13 protein-coding genes and 1 pseudogene are annotated in these 15,340 nt (G+C 55.5%); 5 read left to right on the top strand and 9 right to left on the bottom strand.

Features of this window, described 5'->3' with window-relative positions; genetic code table 11:
• Nucleotides 1-128: 128 nt before the first annotated feature.
• The 3 genes from rep to ACL2XJ_RS09520 all read right to left on the bottom strand — a co-directional run bounded on the left by rep (nucleotide 129) and on the right by ACL2XJ_RS09520 (nucleotide 3,259).
• Entirely contained in the window at nucleotides 129-2,159 is a 2,031-nt protein-coding gene (gene rep / locus ACL2XJ_RS09530; protein WP_413726347.1) for a DNA helicase Rep, read from the bottom strand.
• A 216-nt stretch (nucleotides 2,160-2,375) separates the two neighbouring features.
• Nucleotides 2,376-2,828, bottom strand: a complete 453-nt coding sequence (locus tag ACL2XJ_RS09525; protein ID WP_413726346.1) for a hypothetical protein — start codon at nucleotides 2,826-2,828, stop codon at nucleotides 2,376-2,378.
• A gap of 143 nt (nucleotides 2,829-2,971) precedes the next feature.
• Nucleotides 2,972-3,259, bottom strand: coding sequence for a hypothetical protein (locus tag ACL2XJ_RS09520; RefSeq protein WP_413726345.1), 288 nt, complete (start codon nucleotides 3,257-3,259; stop codon nucleotides 2,972-2,974).
• A gap of 252 nt (nucleotides 3,260-3,511) precedes the next feature.
• Between ACL2XJ_RS09520 and ACL2XJ_RS09515 the strand changes: the two genes are divergently transcribed.
• The 3 genes and pseudogenes from ACL2XJ_RS09515 to ACL2XJ_RS09505 all read left to right on the top strand — a co-directional run bounded on the left by ACL2XJ_RS09515 (nucleotide 3,512) and on the right by ACL2XJ_RS09505 (nucleotide 5,012).
• A complete protein-coding gene (locus tag ACL2XJ_RS09515) occupies nucleotides 3,512-3,796 on the top strand; it encodes a helix-turn-helix domain-containing protein (protein WP_207917865.1) in 285 nt (94 codons plus the stop codon).
• Nucleotides 3,793-4,056 (top strand): annotated as a pseudogene (locus ACL2XJ_RS09510) (HipA N-terminal domain-containing protein); the annotation flags it as partial. The gene ACL2XJ_RS09515 and the pseudogene ACL2XJ_RS09510, both read left to right, overlap by 4 nt.
• A 239-nt stretch (nucleotides 4,057-4,295) precedes the next feature.
• Entirely contained in the window at nucleotides 4,296-5,012 is a 717-nt protein-coding gene (locus ACL2XJ_RS09505) for a type II toxin-antitoxin system HipA family toxin (RefSeq protein WP_413726344.1), read from the top strand.
• A gap of 302 nt (nucleotides 5,013-5,314) precedes the next feature.
• Here the strand turns inward: ACL2XJ_RS09505 and ilvC are convergent, their stop codons facing one another.
• Complete coding sequence (gene ilvC, locus ACL2XJ_RS09500; protein ID WP_132923837.1) at nucleotides 5,315-6,793, bottom strand: ketol-acid reductoisomerase; 1,479 nt, start codon at nucleotides 6,791-6,793, stop codon at nucleotides 5,315-5,317.
• A 223-nt stretch (nucleotides 6,794-7,016) separates the two neighbouring features.
• Here ilvC and ilvY point away from each other — a divergent pair, with 223 nt between their 5' ends.
• Together ilvY and ACL2XJ_RS09490 are read left to right on the top strand one after the other, a co-directional pair.
• Nucleotides 7,017-7,907, top strand: a complete 891-nt coding sequence (gene ilvY / locus ACL2XJ_RS09495) for an HTH-type transcriptional activator IlvY (RefSeq protein ID WP_413726343.1) — start codon at nucleotides 7,017-7,019, stop codon at nucleotides 7,905-7,907.
• Nucleotides 7,908-7,983: 76 nt separating this feature from the next.
• Complete coding sequence (locus tag ACL2XJ_RS09490; protein WP_413726342.1) at nucleotides 7,984-8,736, top strand: hypothetical protein; 753 nt, start codon at nucleotides 7,984-7,986, stop codon at nucleotides 8,734-8,736.
• 211 nt (nucleotides 8,737-8,947) lie between these two features.
• Here ACL2XJ_RS09490 and ilvA read toward each other — a convergent pair whose 3' ends face one another.
• The 5 genes from ilvA to ilvG form a co-directional block, all read right to left on the bottom strand.
• Nucleotides 8,948-10,507, bottom strand: a complete 1,560-nt coding sequence (ilvA, locus tag ACL2XJ_RS09485) for a threonine ammonia-lyase, biosynthetic (RefSeq protein ID WP_413726341.1) — start codon at nucleotides 10,505-10,507, stop codon at nucleotides 8,948-8,950.
• A 4-nt stretch (nucleotides 10,508-10,511) separates the two neighbouring features.
• Complete coding sequence (ilvD, locus tag ACL2XJ_RS09480) at nucleotides 10,512-12,362, bottom strand: dihydroxy-acid dehydratase (RefSeq protein ID WP_413726340.1); 1,851 nt, start codon at nucleotides 12,360-12,362, stop codon at nucleotides 10,512-10,514.
• A gap of 119 nt (nucleotides 12,363-12,481) precedes the next feature.
• A complete protein-coding gene (locus ACL2XJ_RS09475) occupies nucleotides 12,482-13,411 on the bottom strand; it encodes a branched-chain amino acid transaminase (RefSeq protein WP_132923842.1) in 930 nt (309 codons plus the stop codon).
• 21 nt (nucleotides 13,412-13,432) lie between these two features.
• On the bottom strand, nucleotides 13,433-13,690 hold the full coding sequence (ilvM, locus tag ACL2XJ_RS09470) for an acetolactate synthase 2 small subunit (RefSeq protein WP_132923843.1): 258 nt from the start codon (nucleotides 13,688-13,690) through the stop codon (nucleotides 13,433-13,435).
• A complete protein-coding gene (ilvG, locus tag ACL2XJ_RS09465) occupies nucleotides 13,687-15,333 on the bottom strand; it encodes an acetolactate synthase 2 catalytic subunit (RefSeq protein WP_413726339.1) in 1,647 nt (548 codons plus the stop codon). Before ilvG ends, ilvM begins: the two co-directional genes overlap by 4 nt.
• Nucleotides 15,334-15,340 lie beyond the last annotated feature (7 nt).

Raw genomic sequence — 15,340 nt, 5'->3', positions numbered from 1 at the left:
TCATGGGCCGCTGTGAGCGAAAGAGCCGGTAATCGAGCTTGTTGACAAAGTTCTGAGTTCCCGGTCGGGACAGGATGCTAGATCGGGTCGCAACGCCCACATACCGTGGCCATGTACAGCAGAGAAGATTATTGCGGGCTTTGCCCTTTGGCTTTGGCCAGTTGCGCCTTGATATTGGCCAGATGGCTCTGTCCTTTAGCCATGCGGTCTTCCGGGCTGACGATTTTCCGGCTGCTTTCCCAGGCCAGATCGTCCTGGGGCAGCTCCAGTAAGAACCGGCTGGGTTCGGGCTTGATGGTTTCGCCGTACTGGCGCCGCTCGCGGCACAGGGTGAAGGTCAGCTCCTTCTGCGCCCGGGTGATGCCGACATAGGCCAGCCGGCGCTCCTCGTCGATATTGTTCTCGTCAATGCTGCTCTGGTGCGGCAGCAGGCCCTCTTCCATACCCACCAGAAAGACATAAGGAAACTCCAGCCCTTTAGAGGCATGTAGGGTCATCAACTGCACCTGATCAAGTTCTTCGTCGTTATCCCCCCGCTCCATCATTTCCCGCAGGGTAAAACGGGTCACCACCTGATCCAGCGTCATCGGCTCGTTCAAATCCGACCCTTCCAGCATCTCGGTCATCCAGGCGAACAGCTGATCGACATTTTTCATCCGCATCTCGGCGGCTTTCGGGCTGGGAGAAGTTTCATACAGCCAGCTTTCGTATTCCATGCCGCGGACAAGATCCCTTACCGCCGGCACCGGCTCGCTTTCCGCCAGCCGGGCAATATGCGCCATCCAGCCGGTGAACTGCTGCAGCGACTCCAGGCCGCGGCCGGTAAGGGTCTGGCTCAGCCCCACATCAAAACTCGCCGAGTACAGGCTTTTCTGACGGGTGGCCGCCCACTCCCCGAGCTTTTGCAGCGTCGCCGGACCGATTTCACGGCGCGGCGTATTCACTACCCGTAAAAAGGCGCTGTCATCATCTGGGTTAGTAAGCACTCGCAAATAAGACAACAGGTCCTTGATTTCCGGTCGGGCAAAAAACGACGTACCGCCGGAAATACGATAAGGAATGCGGTTTTGCATCAGCATTTTTTCAAACAGCCGGGACTGATGGTTGCCGCGATACAGAATGGCATAATCACCGTAGCGGGTTTTATGGATAAAATGATGGGCTATCAATTCACCCACCACCCGCTCCGCCTCGTGATCTTCGTTATTGGCAGTAACCACTTTGAGCGCTTCGCCATAACCCAGGCTGGAAAATAGGCGCTTTTCATACAAATGGGGATTGTTGGCAATCAGGATATTGGCCGCTTTAAGGATACGTTCGGTAGAGCGGTAGTTTTGCTCCAGCTTAATTACCTGCAGGGCGGGAAAGTCCTGCTGCAGCAATGCCAGGTTTTGCGGCCGGGCGCCGCGCCAGGAGTAAATAGACTGATCATCATCTCCCACCACGGTGAAACGGGCGCGGGCGCCCACCAGCATCTTCACCAACTCGTACTGGCTGGTATTGGTATCCTGGTACTCATCCACCAGCAGATAGCGCAGCCGGTTCTGCCAGCGCTCACGGGCCTCGGCATCCCGCTGCAGCAAAAGCGTGGGCCTAAGAATCAAATCATCGAAATCCAGCACATTGCAGGCTCTGAGATGAGCGTCGTACAGGCCGTAACAGTGAGCGAACAGCTTCTCCCGTTCGGTGCGCGCCAAGGCTTCGGCCTGCTCCGGACCCAGCAGATCGTTTTTCCAGTTGCCGATGGCCGATGCCAATTGCTTGAGCAAATCCTTGTCGCCATCGATCCACTGTTCGGTCAGATCCTTTAGCAGCGCCTGCTGGTCGTACTCATCGAACAGGGAGAATTTCGCCTTCATCCCCAGCGCCTTGTATTCCTTTTTAATAATTTCCAGGCCCAGGGTATGGAAGGTGGCGATGGTCAACCCCCGAGCTTCCTGCCGTCCCAGGGTCTGCGCCACGCGCTCTTTCATTTCCCGCGCGGCTTTGTTAGTAAAGGTCACCGCGGCGATATGGCGCGCCTGATAACCGCACTGGCGTATCAAGTGGGCGATTTTATTGGTAATGACCCGCGTCTTGCCCGATCCGGCGCCCGCCAGCACCAGGCAGGGCCCGGTAACAAATTCTACGGCATGTTGCTGGCTGGGGTTCAAACGCATAAGGCTTCCGGGATTCATAGGGCTGAAAGTGACGGAGGGAGATTGTAGCAGAAAGCGCGGGGGAGATTGAGGGCTTCCCGGAGGATAGCGCCTGGTAGAGATCGTCTTAGGATCGTGACAAGTACCTGCGTTTACATATATAAAATGTTTGCATTATACGACGAAGGCCCCAGTCCTAAAAATAACCCAACCCTGGCAAGAACTTATGTACTGTAATTATCTATTGTTGACTACTTGGGAAAGAATCGCTCCGCTCACCCCTCCCCATGCACCCGCGCATAAGCCCCCAATTCCTACCCCTACCAACTCCGGGACCCCGGAAATATTTTTCGAGAGGTAAAGACCGGTCTTCCCGCCGATGAACATGCCGGTAGCAGACCCCACCGTTGTGCATGCGATTAACGAAGCCAGGCGCGCCTCCGGCGAAGCAATCAGCCAGGTCTCCAAAACCGTCATTCCAAGAGTGGCCGTACCGGCAGCAAAAGTGGCGGCGATGGCCGTCAGGCTTACTTTATCGCCATGCTGATTATATTTAATGGCTGTTTCCGGGCTATTCCTGGCATTATTTAATGCCATTGCTAATTTTTCTGAAGAATTAATAGCCTGTGAATTAATTTCCGAAGTAGTATCTGTGCAAGATAATTTTGACTCAGTGCATGCGATCTTCATTAGATTACCTCTGAACGATATTTATCAAAGCGTAGGAAAATTGTCACAGGCTGTAAAAGCAAATAATAGAGTTGCGCCGGTTATTTGCATTCATCCAACATAATTCTATAATTAATCGCTTTAAAAATAAGAATGCCACGCAGCTAAGCGCGGACCGCCGGCACCTGGCAATATTCGCAGAGCAAATCGGAATCGGGTTCAAAACGGGGTGATGACAGAGGAAGTTCGTCCACCGTAAGTCTATCCATCATGTAATGCGAAATGGGATCGCCAAGCTTAGGGTGCAATAGCGCCAGACAATCGTCAAGCCGTTCGCAAAGCGCATGCCGCAATCCGGGATCGCTGCTTTCCAGCAAGGTTTCGGCGAACCGTTCGCAATATCCGGCCAGCTCGGTGAAATCCGTGGTTGAACTGAACGTGAGTGAAAGCAAGGGGTGTTTTGGTTAAGGATCATAGCCAAAAGGCAGCCTCCACTAAGTGATCTGTAAACCACCACCGAAGAGACCAATCCCGACGCCTGATTTTGCAGGCGCGAAAGTACAGTGCAACGGCGTAAATCAAACGGCAAGAATTTTCGATATTCGTTTATACCTCTTGAAGTGGCGTCGCAAAAAAATGAATGCTATATCGGTCATTATCATTCTTAATGCTCAATATGGCATACAATATAAGAATATTCTGCGTTGAGCAGGTTGAAGAAACTGGGCCGCGATATACAGGATGCGCGTAAACGGCGGCGCATCAGCACGTCGCTGATGGCGGAGCGTATCGGCATCACCCGCGCCACGCTCAGCAGGCTGGAGGCCGGCGATCCGAAAGTCTCCATGGGAAGTTATGCCATAGCGCTCTATGTGCTGGGCAAGCTGGATGAATTGGAAAAAATCATCGACAGGACGCGTGATCCCCTAGGGCTGGATTTGATGGATGAACAATTACCCGTTCGCATCCGTACCGGGAGACAAGGATGAAGTCTATCAACGTCGTCATTGACTGGCACGGCAGCCAACGCCTGGTGGGCCAACTGGACGTGTACGCATCCAGAGGGACGGAACGTTATCAGTTCGCTTATACCACAGACTGGGCCAGGAATGGATTTGCCATTGATCCGGCCTTAGAACTCATTCCCCGTATTCCGTATACTGAAAATAAACTTTGGGGAGCATTCCAAGATATTTCTCCGGACAGATGGGGACGATTAGTCCAGTCAAGAGTGCAAAACCGCCATTTGTCCGAAAGCGATTTTCTCCTTGGCGTCAGCGATCATATGAGTTTGGGGGCGTTGCGCCTCAGCGATATCGCTCAGTCAGACGTGTTTTTAGCCGATAACCACGATGTCCCGAAATTGGTGAATTTACGGGAACTGGAAGCCGCCGTTCATCGTTTTGAAGCCGGTGAGGAAAGCCCGGCGGATCTGGTCATGATTGCGCAACCCGGTTCTTCCCTGGGGGGGCTCACCCCAAAGCCTCAGTGGAAGACGAAAATAAGCTGTGGCTGGCGAAGTTTCAGAGCAATACCGACACAGAACGGGTATCACTTTGGGAGGCCACCATGCTGGACCTCGCAAAAAATGCCGGAATTCGCACTGCCCATTACCGGGTCCTTAATGGCGGTGGCGACAGACCTGTGCTCCTGGTGGAGCGGTTTGATCGGGTGAAGGGCAAGCGGATCCCCTTTATTTCCGCCATGACCTTACTGGAGCGTAACGAAAATAGTAAAGAAGGCGCCAGTTATATTGATATTGCCGATGCCCTCACCCATTACTCACCACTGCCCGCAGCGGATAAGCTGGAACTGTTCAGCCGCATGATTTTTAACGCGATGTCGGGCAATATCGACGATCATTTGCGTAATCATGGATTTTTACGCGAGCCAAGGGGTTGGCGGCTCGCCCCCGCTTACGATATCAACCCGACGATGGAACATTATGCGAGACGACATCATAACCTGTCATTCGATAGCGACCGTTCCAGGCCCTCCCTTGATACCTGTTTGGAGCTGGCGGAGTTCTTCGGTGCGGGAAAGACTGAAATGAATACAGCGTTGGTCAAGATTGCCTACGCTTTATCAAATTGGCGCAACGTTGCGAAACGCAATGGTCTCAGCGGCGATGAAATTAAACGAATGGAGCGGTCGTTTGAGCATGATGATACTGAGAATTTATTGCGTTATTTGCCGTTACGATGACCTTCGTTACGGAAATAAAGTAAACAAGCGGCGGATGAACGGCCGCTAGGCTATTTAACGGTGCGCATTCTTACTGCGCCCGAAGCTTCAAGCACCGGTGATGACTGGCGCTTGATACTTTGATAGATTGGCGCAAATATTTCTAGAAAGGACAAAGTCCCAGCCGATGGGCCAAGACTTTCAGCAAATTGAATCAATGAACGATGGGTTTCAAACTCAGGGCAAACCGATCCAGAGTCAATGAAACTGGCAGGATTCAGCAAAGCCAAGCCGTCCGCGCCGGCAATGGCGCGGAACCATACTCAGTTCGCTACCGCGATGCGCTTCATGTCTTTCATATAGCCGCGCAGGGTGGCACCGATAACTTCGATGGGATGCTGGCGTATAGCCTCGTTCACATCACGCAGCTGGGCGTTATCGATCTCAGCGGCGGCGGCCGGCTTGCCCAGATCCCCCGGCTGCAGGCTGGACATGAATTTCTCTTTCAACAGCGGAATGGCGGCGTTGGCGAACAGATAGTTGCCATATTCGGCGGTATCGGAAATCACCACGTTCATTTCATACAGGCGCTTGCGGGCGACGGTATTGGCGATCAGCGGCAGCTCATGCAGGGATTCGTAATAGGCCGATTCGGCGATAATCCCTGAGCGGGTCATGGTTTCGAAGGCCAACTCGACGCCGGCTTTCGCCATGGCTATCATCAGCACGCCGTTATCGAAATATTCCTGTTCGCTGATTTTGCCTTCGTATACCGGGGCGTTTTCAAACGCCGTGGCGCCGGTTTCTTCACGCCAGGTCAGCAGCTTGATGTCGTCATTGGCCCAGTCGGCCATCATGCCGCTGGAGAATGCGCCGCTGATGATGTCGTCCATGTGTTTTTCAAACAGCGGCTTCATCAGGGTTTTCAGCTGTTCGGACAGCGCGAAGGCGCGCAGTTTGGCGCTGTTGGACAGGCGGTCCAGCATCAAGGTAATGCCGCCCTGCTTCAGGGCTTCAGTGGTGGTTTCCCAGCCGAATTGCACCAGCTTGCCGGCATAGGCCGGATCGGCGCCGTCGGCCACCAGCTTGTCGTAGCACAGCAGTGAACCCACCTGCAGCATGCCGCACAGGATGGTCTGTTCGCCCATCAGGTCCGATTTCACTTCGGCGACGAACGAGGATTCCAGCACACCGGCGCGATGACCGCCGGTGGCGGCGGCCCAGGCTTTGGCCAATGCCATGCCTTCGCCCTGGGGATCGTTTTCCGGATGGACGGCAATCAGGGTCGGCACGCCGAAGCCGCGTTTGTACTCTTCACGCACTTCGGTACCCGGACATTTCGGCGCTACCATGATGACGGTAATGTCTTTACGGATCTGTTCGCCCACTTCAACGATATTGAAGCCGTGGGAATAGCCCAGCGCCGCGCCTTTTTTCATCAGCGGCTGCACCGCTTTCACCACATAGGAGTGCTGTTTGTCCGGCGTCAGGTTCACCACCAGATCCGCCTGGGGAATCAGCTCTTCGTAGGTTCCCACTTTAAAGCCGTTTTCCGTGGCTTTGCGCCATGAGGGGCGTTTCTCGTCAATGGCGGCCTGGCGCAGGGCATAGGAGATATCCAGACCGGAATCACGCATATTCAGGCCTTGATTAAGCCCCTGGGCGCCGCAGCCGACAATCACCACTTTCTTGCCTTTCAGATAACCCGCTTCATCCGCAAATTCATCCCGGCCCATAAAGCGGCACTTACCCAACTGCTCCAGTTGCTGGCGCAGGTTTAAACTATTGAAATAATTGGCCATCTTGCTACTCCGTATCTATGACATCTATAGGGTATGAATTCCCGGCAACGGCCCGCCGAAGTCAATCGGCCGGTTCCAGCCGGGTCTAGGGATCACTGGCCCGGCGGGAGCGTTGTGCGGGATCGATATGCTGCCCACTATAAAGCATGCATCACGTTGCTGAAATTGATATATTAACAATCTCATGTTGCAGATTGTGCAATGACGTTTAGGCGACCCTTTTATGGATCTCAGAGATCTGAAATTATTCCTTCACTTGGCGGAAAGTCGCCATTTCGGCCGCACCGCCAAAGCGACCCATGTCAGCCCTTCCACGCTGTCCCGGCAGATCCAGCGGCTGGAGGAGGACGTAGGCCGCACCCTGTTTTTACGTGATAATCGCACTGTTCAGCTTACCGACGCCGGCGAGCAATTGAAAATCTTCGCCCAGCAAACATTGCTGCAATATCAACAGTTATCACACCGCCTGGGCCAGCACGGCCCGTCGCTGAGCGGGGAATTACGCCTGTTTTGCTCGGTGACCGCCGCATACAGCCATCTGCCGCCCATTCTCGATCGTTTCCGCGCCGAACATCCGCTGGTGGAGATTAAACTTACCACCGGCGACCCCGCCGATGCGGTGGAAAAAGTACAGTCCAACGATGCGGATTTAGGCATCGCCGGCCATCCGGAGATCTTGCCCGCCAGCATCGATTTCGCCCCCATCGGCCAGATTCCGATGATCCTTATCGCCCCGGCGCTGCCCTGTCCGGTGCGCGCCCAGGCGCTGGCACAAACCCCTGATTGGTCCCGCACGCCGTTTATTTTACCGGAACACGGTCCGGCGCGCCGCCGCATCGATCACTGGTTTCGCAGCAACCATATCTCAACCCCGCAAATTTATGCCACCGTGGCCGGTCACGAAGCCATTGTTTCCATGGTGGCGCTGGGCTGCGGCATAGCGTTGATTCCATCGGTGGTGGTGGACAATAGCCCCGAGCCGGTGCGCAACCGCGTACAAATCATCGAACACGGCACCCCGGTGGCGCCGCTGGAGCTGGGTGTCTGCGTACAAATCAAAAGATTGCAGGAACCGCTTATCGATGCGTTCTGGCAGCGCCTGGAACGGACATAGCTAATAGCTATAAAAGGTTTAAGTCACGTTATAAACGTAAAGGTATTATCTTCGACGTTTCTAACGGAGACCCTTAATGATAAATATCCGCTCAAGCTTATCTGCTCAAACAGTAACCATAAACTACTCTGACCCCGAGACCTTACGCACCTTACTATGGCAAATCTGGGAAAACGAAGCGAGACCGGGACAGGGAGAAAAAAGATCCATCGCGGTACAACGCATGATGGAATGCGAACGTAATGATAGTAATATACTAGACCTGAGCAGTCTTGGCTTGACCAGCCTCCCGCCAGTACTGCCCAAGAAACATCAAATATTATATATACACGATAATCAACTCAGCGATATAACGCCGGTTTTGGCGCCGAACCTTATGGAACTTAATGCCAGTGACAACCGGCTTACAATTCTTCCGGATATGAATAATCATTATAAATTAAAATCGCTCAATGTCAGCCATAATCATCTTACTGTACTGTCTAATAATTTGCCACCTGCGCTGGAGATACTTAATATCGGTAACAATCGGCTGAAAAAATTACCGCAATTACCATTATTCCTTGTTGAATTTGATGCGCACAATAACGACTTGATGAATTTCGATGAGGCACTGCCGGCTACCTTGCAATTTTTGGATTTAAGAAATAACCGTAGGTTGACCCGGCTTCCGGCGAAAATGCAACAACAGTTAATTAAATTATTTGTTAGTGGCCCACGCTCTGAATCTAAAATTTCCGGGTCACCGATAGACTTAAAGAAATTTTTTGCAGACGAGAGGCTATTTATCTCCATTTTTGGTAACGTTCCCTCGACGTTGAAACTATAGGGGGCCAACGGCGGCTGAATGTTTCACTCGATTTAAACCTGCTACGGGACTCAGGAAATATTGAAACTCATTGGTTCACCAATGCGTAACGCCGCCCTCATTGGCCATCCATTGTCTTGGGATTTTTATAATTGATTTAACGGAGAGGGTTTTAAATTACGTCGACTTTCGGGCCTGCCCCACAGGCCCGCTTATTAAAACCAAACGAAGCTCAATTCCTCTCTACCGCGCCCTGTAGGAAAAACCGGAACGCCGGGTTTTGGGTTTCGTTATGGCATTCGTAACCCAGCGCCGACAAGTGCCTGTCAAATTCCGGCTCCCGCTCCGACAGTTCAAACCCCGCCATGACCCGGCCGTAATCGGTGCCGTGGCTGCGATAGTGAAACAGGGAAATATTCCAGTGGGTGCCAAGGGTTTGCAGGAATTTCAACAGCGCCCCCGGCGATTCCGGGAATTCAAAGCTGTAGAGGCGTTCGCGCAGTGGCTTGGAAGGACGGCCCCCTACCATATAGCGCACGTGCAGTTTGGCCATTTCGTCATCGGACAGATCCACCACCTGATAACCGCCGGCGGTGAGTTCGGCCAGGATTTCATCTCGTTCCGCATGGCCGCGGGTCAGGCGAATACCGACAAAAATACAGGCATTATCCGCATCGGCATAGCGGTAATTGAATTCGGTCACCGCCCGGCCGCCCAATAGCTGGCAAAACTTCAGGAAGCTGCCCTTTTGCTCCGGAATGGTGACCGCCATCAGGGCTTCCCGCTGTTCTCCCAGTTCGCAACGCTCCGAAACATACCGCAGCCCGTGAAAATTCACATTGGCGCCAGACAGGATGTGCGCCAGCCGCTCACCGCGGATATTATGCTGCTGGATATACTTCTTCATACCCGCCAGCGCCAGCGCCCCCGCCGGTTCCGCGATGGCGCGGACATCTTCGAAAATATCCTTCACCGCCGCGCAGATGGCGTCACTGTCCACCGTCACTACATCATCCAGATATTCCCGGCACAAACGAAAGGTTTCGTCGCCGATACGCCGCACCGCCACGCCTTCGGCAAAGCCGCCCACGCGGGCCAAATCCACCGGTTCGCCGGCATCCAGCGCCGCCTTGAGGCAGGCGGACTCCTCAGCCTCGACGCCGATGACCTGGATTTGCGGCATCAGGTGCTTAATCAGCACCGCGACGCCGGCGGCCAGACCGCCGCCGCCCACCGGCACAAAAATGCGATCCAGATGGGCATCCTGTTGCAACAGCTCCATGGCCAGCGTGCCCTGCCCGGCGATCACCGCCGGGTGGTCGAACGGCGGCACAAAGGTGTAATTGAACTCCCGTGAGAGTTCGATGGCTTTGGCTTTGGCTTCGTCAAAATTGGCGCCGTAGAGCAGGGCCTCGCCGCCAAAGCCGCGCACCGCGTCCACCTTGATGTCCGCCGTCGCCACCGGCATGACAATCAGGGACTTGATGCCCAGTTTAGTGGCCGATAGCGCCACCCCCTGGGCATGGTTGCCCGCCGAGGCGGTGACCACCCCGTGGGCTTTCTGCTCTTCGGTCAGGCCGGAAATCATGGCGTAGGCGCCGCGCAGCTTGAAGCTGTGCACCGGCTGCCGGTCTTCCCGTTTCACCAAAACGTTATTGCCAAGACGCGCCGACAGCTTGTCCATGTGCTGCAATGGCGTGACCTGGGCCACTTCATACACCGGCGAGCGCAGCGTGGCGCGTAGATACTCCGCGGCGCACGGCGCGGCGGGAAGCGGTTGTGAATCTGCCATGGCCTTAGCCTCCCAGCTTGCTTTTATCACGCACCGCGCCTTTATCGGCGCTGGTGGCGAGCAGGGCATAGGCTCGCAGGGCAAGCGACACCTGACGCTCGCGGCCATGGGGGTGCCAGGCGGCGTCGCCGCGCGCCAGCTCAGATTCGCGCCGGGCGGCCAGCTCGCTGTCCGCCACGTCCAGGGCGATACTGCGCTCATGGATATTGATGGCGATGATATCGCCGTCGTTTACCAGACCAATCAGCCCGCCGCTGGCGGCTTCAGGTGAAACATGGCCGATGGACAGCCCGGAGGTGCCGCCGGAAAATCGGCCGTCGGTAATCAGCGCGCACTGTTTGCCCAGGCCCATGGATTTCAGGAAGGTGGTGGGATAGAGCATTTCCTGCATGCCCGGTCCGCCCTTGGGACCTTCGTAGCGAATAACCACCACATCCCCCGCCACCACTTTACCGCCGAGGATGGCTTCAGACGCCTCTTCCTGGCTTTCATAGACCTTGGCCGGTCCGCGGAATACCAAGCTGTTCTTATCCACACCGGCGGTTTTCACGATACAGCCGTCTTCGGCAATATTGCCGTAAAGCACCGCCAGTCCGCCGTCCTGGCTGTAGGCGGATTCACGGGAACGGATACAGCCGTCTTTGCGATCGGTATCCAGGGACGGCCAGCGGCAGTCCTGCGAGAACGCCTGAGTGGTGCGAATACCGGCCGGACCGGCGGAATACATGCTTTTCACCGCCGGATCATCGGTGACCATCACGTCGTATTGCCGCAAGGTTTCCGGTAATGTCAGGCCCAGCACGTTGCCCACCTCGCGGTTAAGCAGCCCGGCGCGGTCCAGTTCTCCCAGAATACCCAGCACGCCGCCGGCGCGGTGAACGTCTTCCATATGGTATTTCTGCGTGCTCGGCGCCACTTTGCACAGATGCGGCACTTTACGGGACAGGCGATCGATATCCGCCATGGTGAAGTCCACTTCCCCTTCCTGAGCCGCCGCCAGCAGATGCAATACGGTATTGGTGGAACCGCCCATGGCGATATCCAGCGTCATGGCGTTTTCAAAGGCGGCCTTGCTGGCGATGCTGCGCGGCAATACGCTTTCATCGTCCTGGTCATAATAGCGTTTGGCCAAACCAACGATGCGGGTACCGGCATTGAGGAACAGCTGCTTGCGATCGGCATGGGTGGCCAGCAGCGAACCATTGCCCGGCTGGGAAAGGCCGAGGGCTTCCGTCAGGCAGTTCATGGAGTTGGCGGTAAACATACCGGAACAGGAACCGCAGGTGGGGCAGGCGGAGCGCTCAATCTGGTTGCTGTCTTCGTCGGACACGTTGGGATTGGCCCCCTGCATCATGGCGTCAATCAGATCCAGCTTGATGATTTTGTCGGATAACTTGGTTTTGCCGGCTTCCATCGGGCCGCCGGACACAAAAATCGCCGGGATATTGAGCCGCAGCGCCGCCATCAGCATCCCAGGGGTGATTTTATCGCAGTTGGAAATACAGACCATGGCATCGGCGCAGTGGGCGTTGACCATGTATTCCACCGAATCGGCGATAAGCTCGCGGGAGGGCAATGAGTACAGCATACCGCCGTGGCCCATGGCGATGCCGTCATCCACGGCAATGGTATTGAATTCTTTCGCTACGCCGCCGGACGCCTCGATTTGTTCGGCGACCAATTTACCCAAATCGCGCAGGTGGACATGCCCCGGCACAAATTGGGTAAAGGAGTTCACCACCGCGATAATCGGCTTGCCGAAATCATCATCGGTCATTCCGGTGGCGCGCCATAAGGCACGGGCGCCGGCCATATTGCGGCCATGGGTTGTGGTCGCGGAACGGTACTTAGGCATGCTCAATACTCCAGTTAATCTTTTTTGTCAGGCGGCCGATGCCGCCTAAATTTCTGATTTTGTGCCCGGGCAGGCTAGCAACCAGAGAAATCTGATGCCACCTGCTCTGTAATCTCTTTTCAGCTATTGACCGGATCCAGCCAGCCCCATCTGTCTTCGGTTTTGCCGGTAAACAAGCCGAAGAACGCCTGTTGCAGTTGCTTGGTCACCGGACCGCAGCGGCCGATGCCCACCTGGATACCGTCGACGCTGCGCACCGGGGTGATTTCAGCGGCGGTGCCGGACATGAACACTTCGTCCGCCAGGTAGAGGGATTCACGGGATAGGACCTGTTCGCGAACCTCGATGCCGAGCTGCTTGGCCAGTTTGATAATGGCGTCGCGGGTGATGCCGGGCAAGGCGGACGAGGTAAAGGGCGGCGTAAACAGGATGCCTTCTTTCACTTCAAACAGGTTTTCGCCGGCACCTTCGGAAACATAGCCATGCACGTCCAGCGCAATCCCTTCCTGATAGCCGTGGCGGCGGGCTTCGCTGCCCACCAGCATGGATGAAAGATAGTTACCGCCGGCTTTGGCCGCCGTGGGTATGGTATTGGCCGCGACGCGATTCCAGGAAGAGACCATGGCATCGATACCCTGATCCAATGCGTCTTCGCCCAGATACGCGCCCCAAGGGAAAGCGGCGATGATGACATCGGTGGTGTAGTCCGGCGGCGGGTTAACGCCCATGCCCACGTCGCCCACGAATATCAGCGGGCGGATATAGGCGCTCGTCAGTTTGTTTTTGATCAGCACCGCGCGGGTTGCCGCCATCAATTCGTCCACGCTCTGGCTTACCGGCATGCGATAAATCTTGGCGGAATCGCGCAGGCGCTGCATGTGTTCACGATGACGGAAAACCACCGGCCCTTTATGGGAATCATAGCAACGCACACCTTCGAAGACTGATGATCCATAATGCAGCGCATGGGACATCACATGGACCTTGGCATCCGCCCACGGAACCATTTCGCCATTGAACCAGATAAAATCAGCTTTCTTCGTCGTCATTTTCTTTTCCTTACTCGTGCCTTAGGCGCGTATTTGTTGTGATGCCAATTGCAGGATCTCGACACAGGCGACATCCATAAGTTTACTTAATTGTGAAGACAGTAAATCGACCGGGCGTTGGCTTGCAACGGTCAACTGAATATTTATATTTTCAGGGTTGGTTTGCGGCGCCATATTCAACGCGCAGACGCGGAATCCGCGATGGCGAACCACCCGCAAAACTCGCTCCAATACTTCGGGACGGGAACGGGCGTCGATGGAAAGCTGATGCTGCATCATGATAATTTCTCCAACATGGTTTCATTGCCGGCGCCGGGAGGCACCAGGGGCCAGACGTTATCGTTTTCGTCGATGGAGACATGCAGCAGGTACGGACCCTGGTGGGTGAACATGGTCTCAAGGGCGGCATCAATCTGGTCTTTGCGGGTGATTCGTTGGCCGGGAATGTCAAAAGCGCTGGCCAGTACAAGGAAATCGGGGTTATCTGAGAGGATGGTTTCGCTGTAACGTGCATCGAAAAACAATTGTTGCCACTGTCGAACCATGCCTAATCGCTGGTTATCCATTAAAACAATTTTTAACGGCAACCGTTTTCGCTTGATGGTGGTTAATTCCTGGACGTTCATCATAAACGAGCCGTCGCCGGAAACGCAGACCACGGTATCCTGCGGACGGGCTACCTGCGCGCCTACCGCCGCCGGGATACCAAATCCCATGCTGCCCAGGCCGCTGGAAGTAATGAAATTTTCCGGGCGGCTGAAACGCATATGCTGCGCCGCCCACATTTGATGCTGGCCGACATCGGTGGTGACGACGGTATTTTCCGGCGCCCGGCGGGACAGCTTATCGAGCAAGGCCGGCGCGTATATCGCCTGGCCGGGATGATCGTAACGCCAGCGGTATTCCGCTTTCAGCGCCCGGGTCTCGGAACGCCAGCCGTTTATGGACAGCGGCTGCGCAAGAGCCGGCAGTATCCGGTTCAAGTCACCCTGTAAGGCCACATGCGGCTGCCGGAGTTTACCCAATTCCGCCGGATCGATATCCAGATGAATCACTTTGGCATGGGGGGCAAAGGCATTGAGCTTACCGGTAACCCGATCGTCAAAACGCGCCCCTACCGCCATCAGCAGATCGCAGGACTGCACCGCCAGATTGGCCGCCTGATTACCATGCATACCCAGCATGCCCAGATAACACTCATCGTCAGGATCCGGCGCGCCGAGACCTTTGAGCGTCGCCACGTTCGGCATGCCGGTTTGGGCGATAAAATCCCGCAGCGCCGGAACCGCGCGCGCCATGCCCACCCCGCCGCCGATATACAGCATCGGTTTTTTGGCCTGGCTCAATAACTCCCGCGCCGCCGCCACATCGCCCTGGACTACGCCGTTCTGGTCGTCGACGCTTATTAAATGCGGGTTGAGATCCCCGACAGCCAGTTGGATATCCTTGGGAATATCGATAAGTACCGGTCCGGGCCGGCCGCCGGCGGCAATGGCGAAGGCCTCGGTCATGATGGCCGGCAACTCCTCCAGCGACTCCACCAAAAAGCTATGTTTGGTGCAGGCCAAAGACAGCCCCAGCACATCGATTTCCTGGAAGGCATCGGTGCCTATCAGCGCCGAGCCCACCTGGCCGGTAATGGCCACCAGCGGAACAGAGTCCAGTAAAGCATCCGCCAGACCGGTGATAAGGTTGGTGGCGCCGGGACCCGAGGTGGCGATGCAAACGCCTACTTTGCCGGTAGCCCGCGCGTAGCCAATCGCCGCCATGGCCGCACCCTGTTCATGCCGGCAAAGCAGATGCTCCACCCCGCCGTCATAGAGCGCATCGTATACCGGCATGATAGCGCCGCCGGGATAACCGAACACCATATCCACGCCTTGAGCGCGCAACGCCTGTACCACCCACTGAGCCCCGTTCATAGTCACA

Origin of the sequence: Sodalis sp. RH16 (genome assembly GCF_047324245.1) — a bacterium.
In the GTDB taxonomy this organism is placed as follows: Bacteria; Pseudomonadota; Gammaproteobacteria; order Enterobacterales; family Enterobacteriaceae; genus Acerihabitans; species Acerihabitans ligni.
Note: the sequence above shows the minus strand (reverse complement) of the source record. Positions and strands in the feature narration are given on the sequence as shown.

Coding starts and splice junctions, on each gene's coding strand:
- ilvA (WP_413726341.1), bottom strand. CDS start 10,507: ATGGCAGATTCACAACCGCTTCCCGCCGCGCCGTGCGCCGCGGAGTAT.
- ilvY (WP_413726343.1), top strand. CDS start 7,017: ATGGATCTCAGAGATCTGAAATTATTCCTTCACTTGGCGGAAAGTCGC.
- ilvM (WP_132923843.1), bottom strand. CDS start 13,690: ATGATGCAGCATCAGCTTTCCATCGACGCCCGTTCCCGTCCCGAAGTA.
- ilvD (WP_413726340.1), bottom strand. CDS start 12,362: ATGCCTAAGTACCGTTCCGCGACCACAACCCATGGCCGCAATATGGCC.
- ilvG (WP_413726339.1), bottom strand. CDS start 15,333: ATGAACGGGGCTCAGTGGGTGGTACAGGCGTTGCGCGCTCAAGGCGTG.
- ACL2XJ_RS09525 (WP_413726346.1), bottom strand. CDS start 2,828: ATGAAGATCGCATGCACTGAGTCAAAATTATCTTGCACAGATACTACT.
- ilvC (WP_132923837.1), bottom strand. CDS start 6,793: ATGGCCAATTATTTCAATAGTTTAAACCTGCGCCAGCAACTGGAGCAG.
- ACL2XJ_RS09490 (WP_413726342.1), top strand. CDS start 7,984: ATGATAAATATCCGCTCAAGCTTATCTGCTCAAACAGTAACCATAAAC.
- rep (WP_413726347.1), bottom strand. CDS start 2,159: ATGCGTTTGAACCCCAGCCAGCAACATGCCGTAGAATTTGTTACCGGG.
- ACL2XJ_RS09475 (WP_132923842.1), bottom strand. CDS start 13,411: ATGACGACGAAGAAAGCTGATTTTATCTGGTTCAATGGCGAAATGGTT.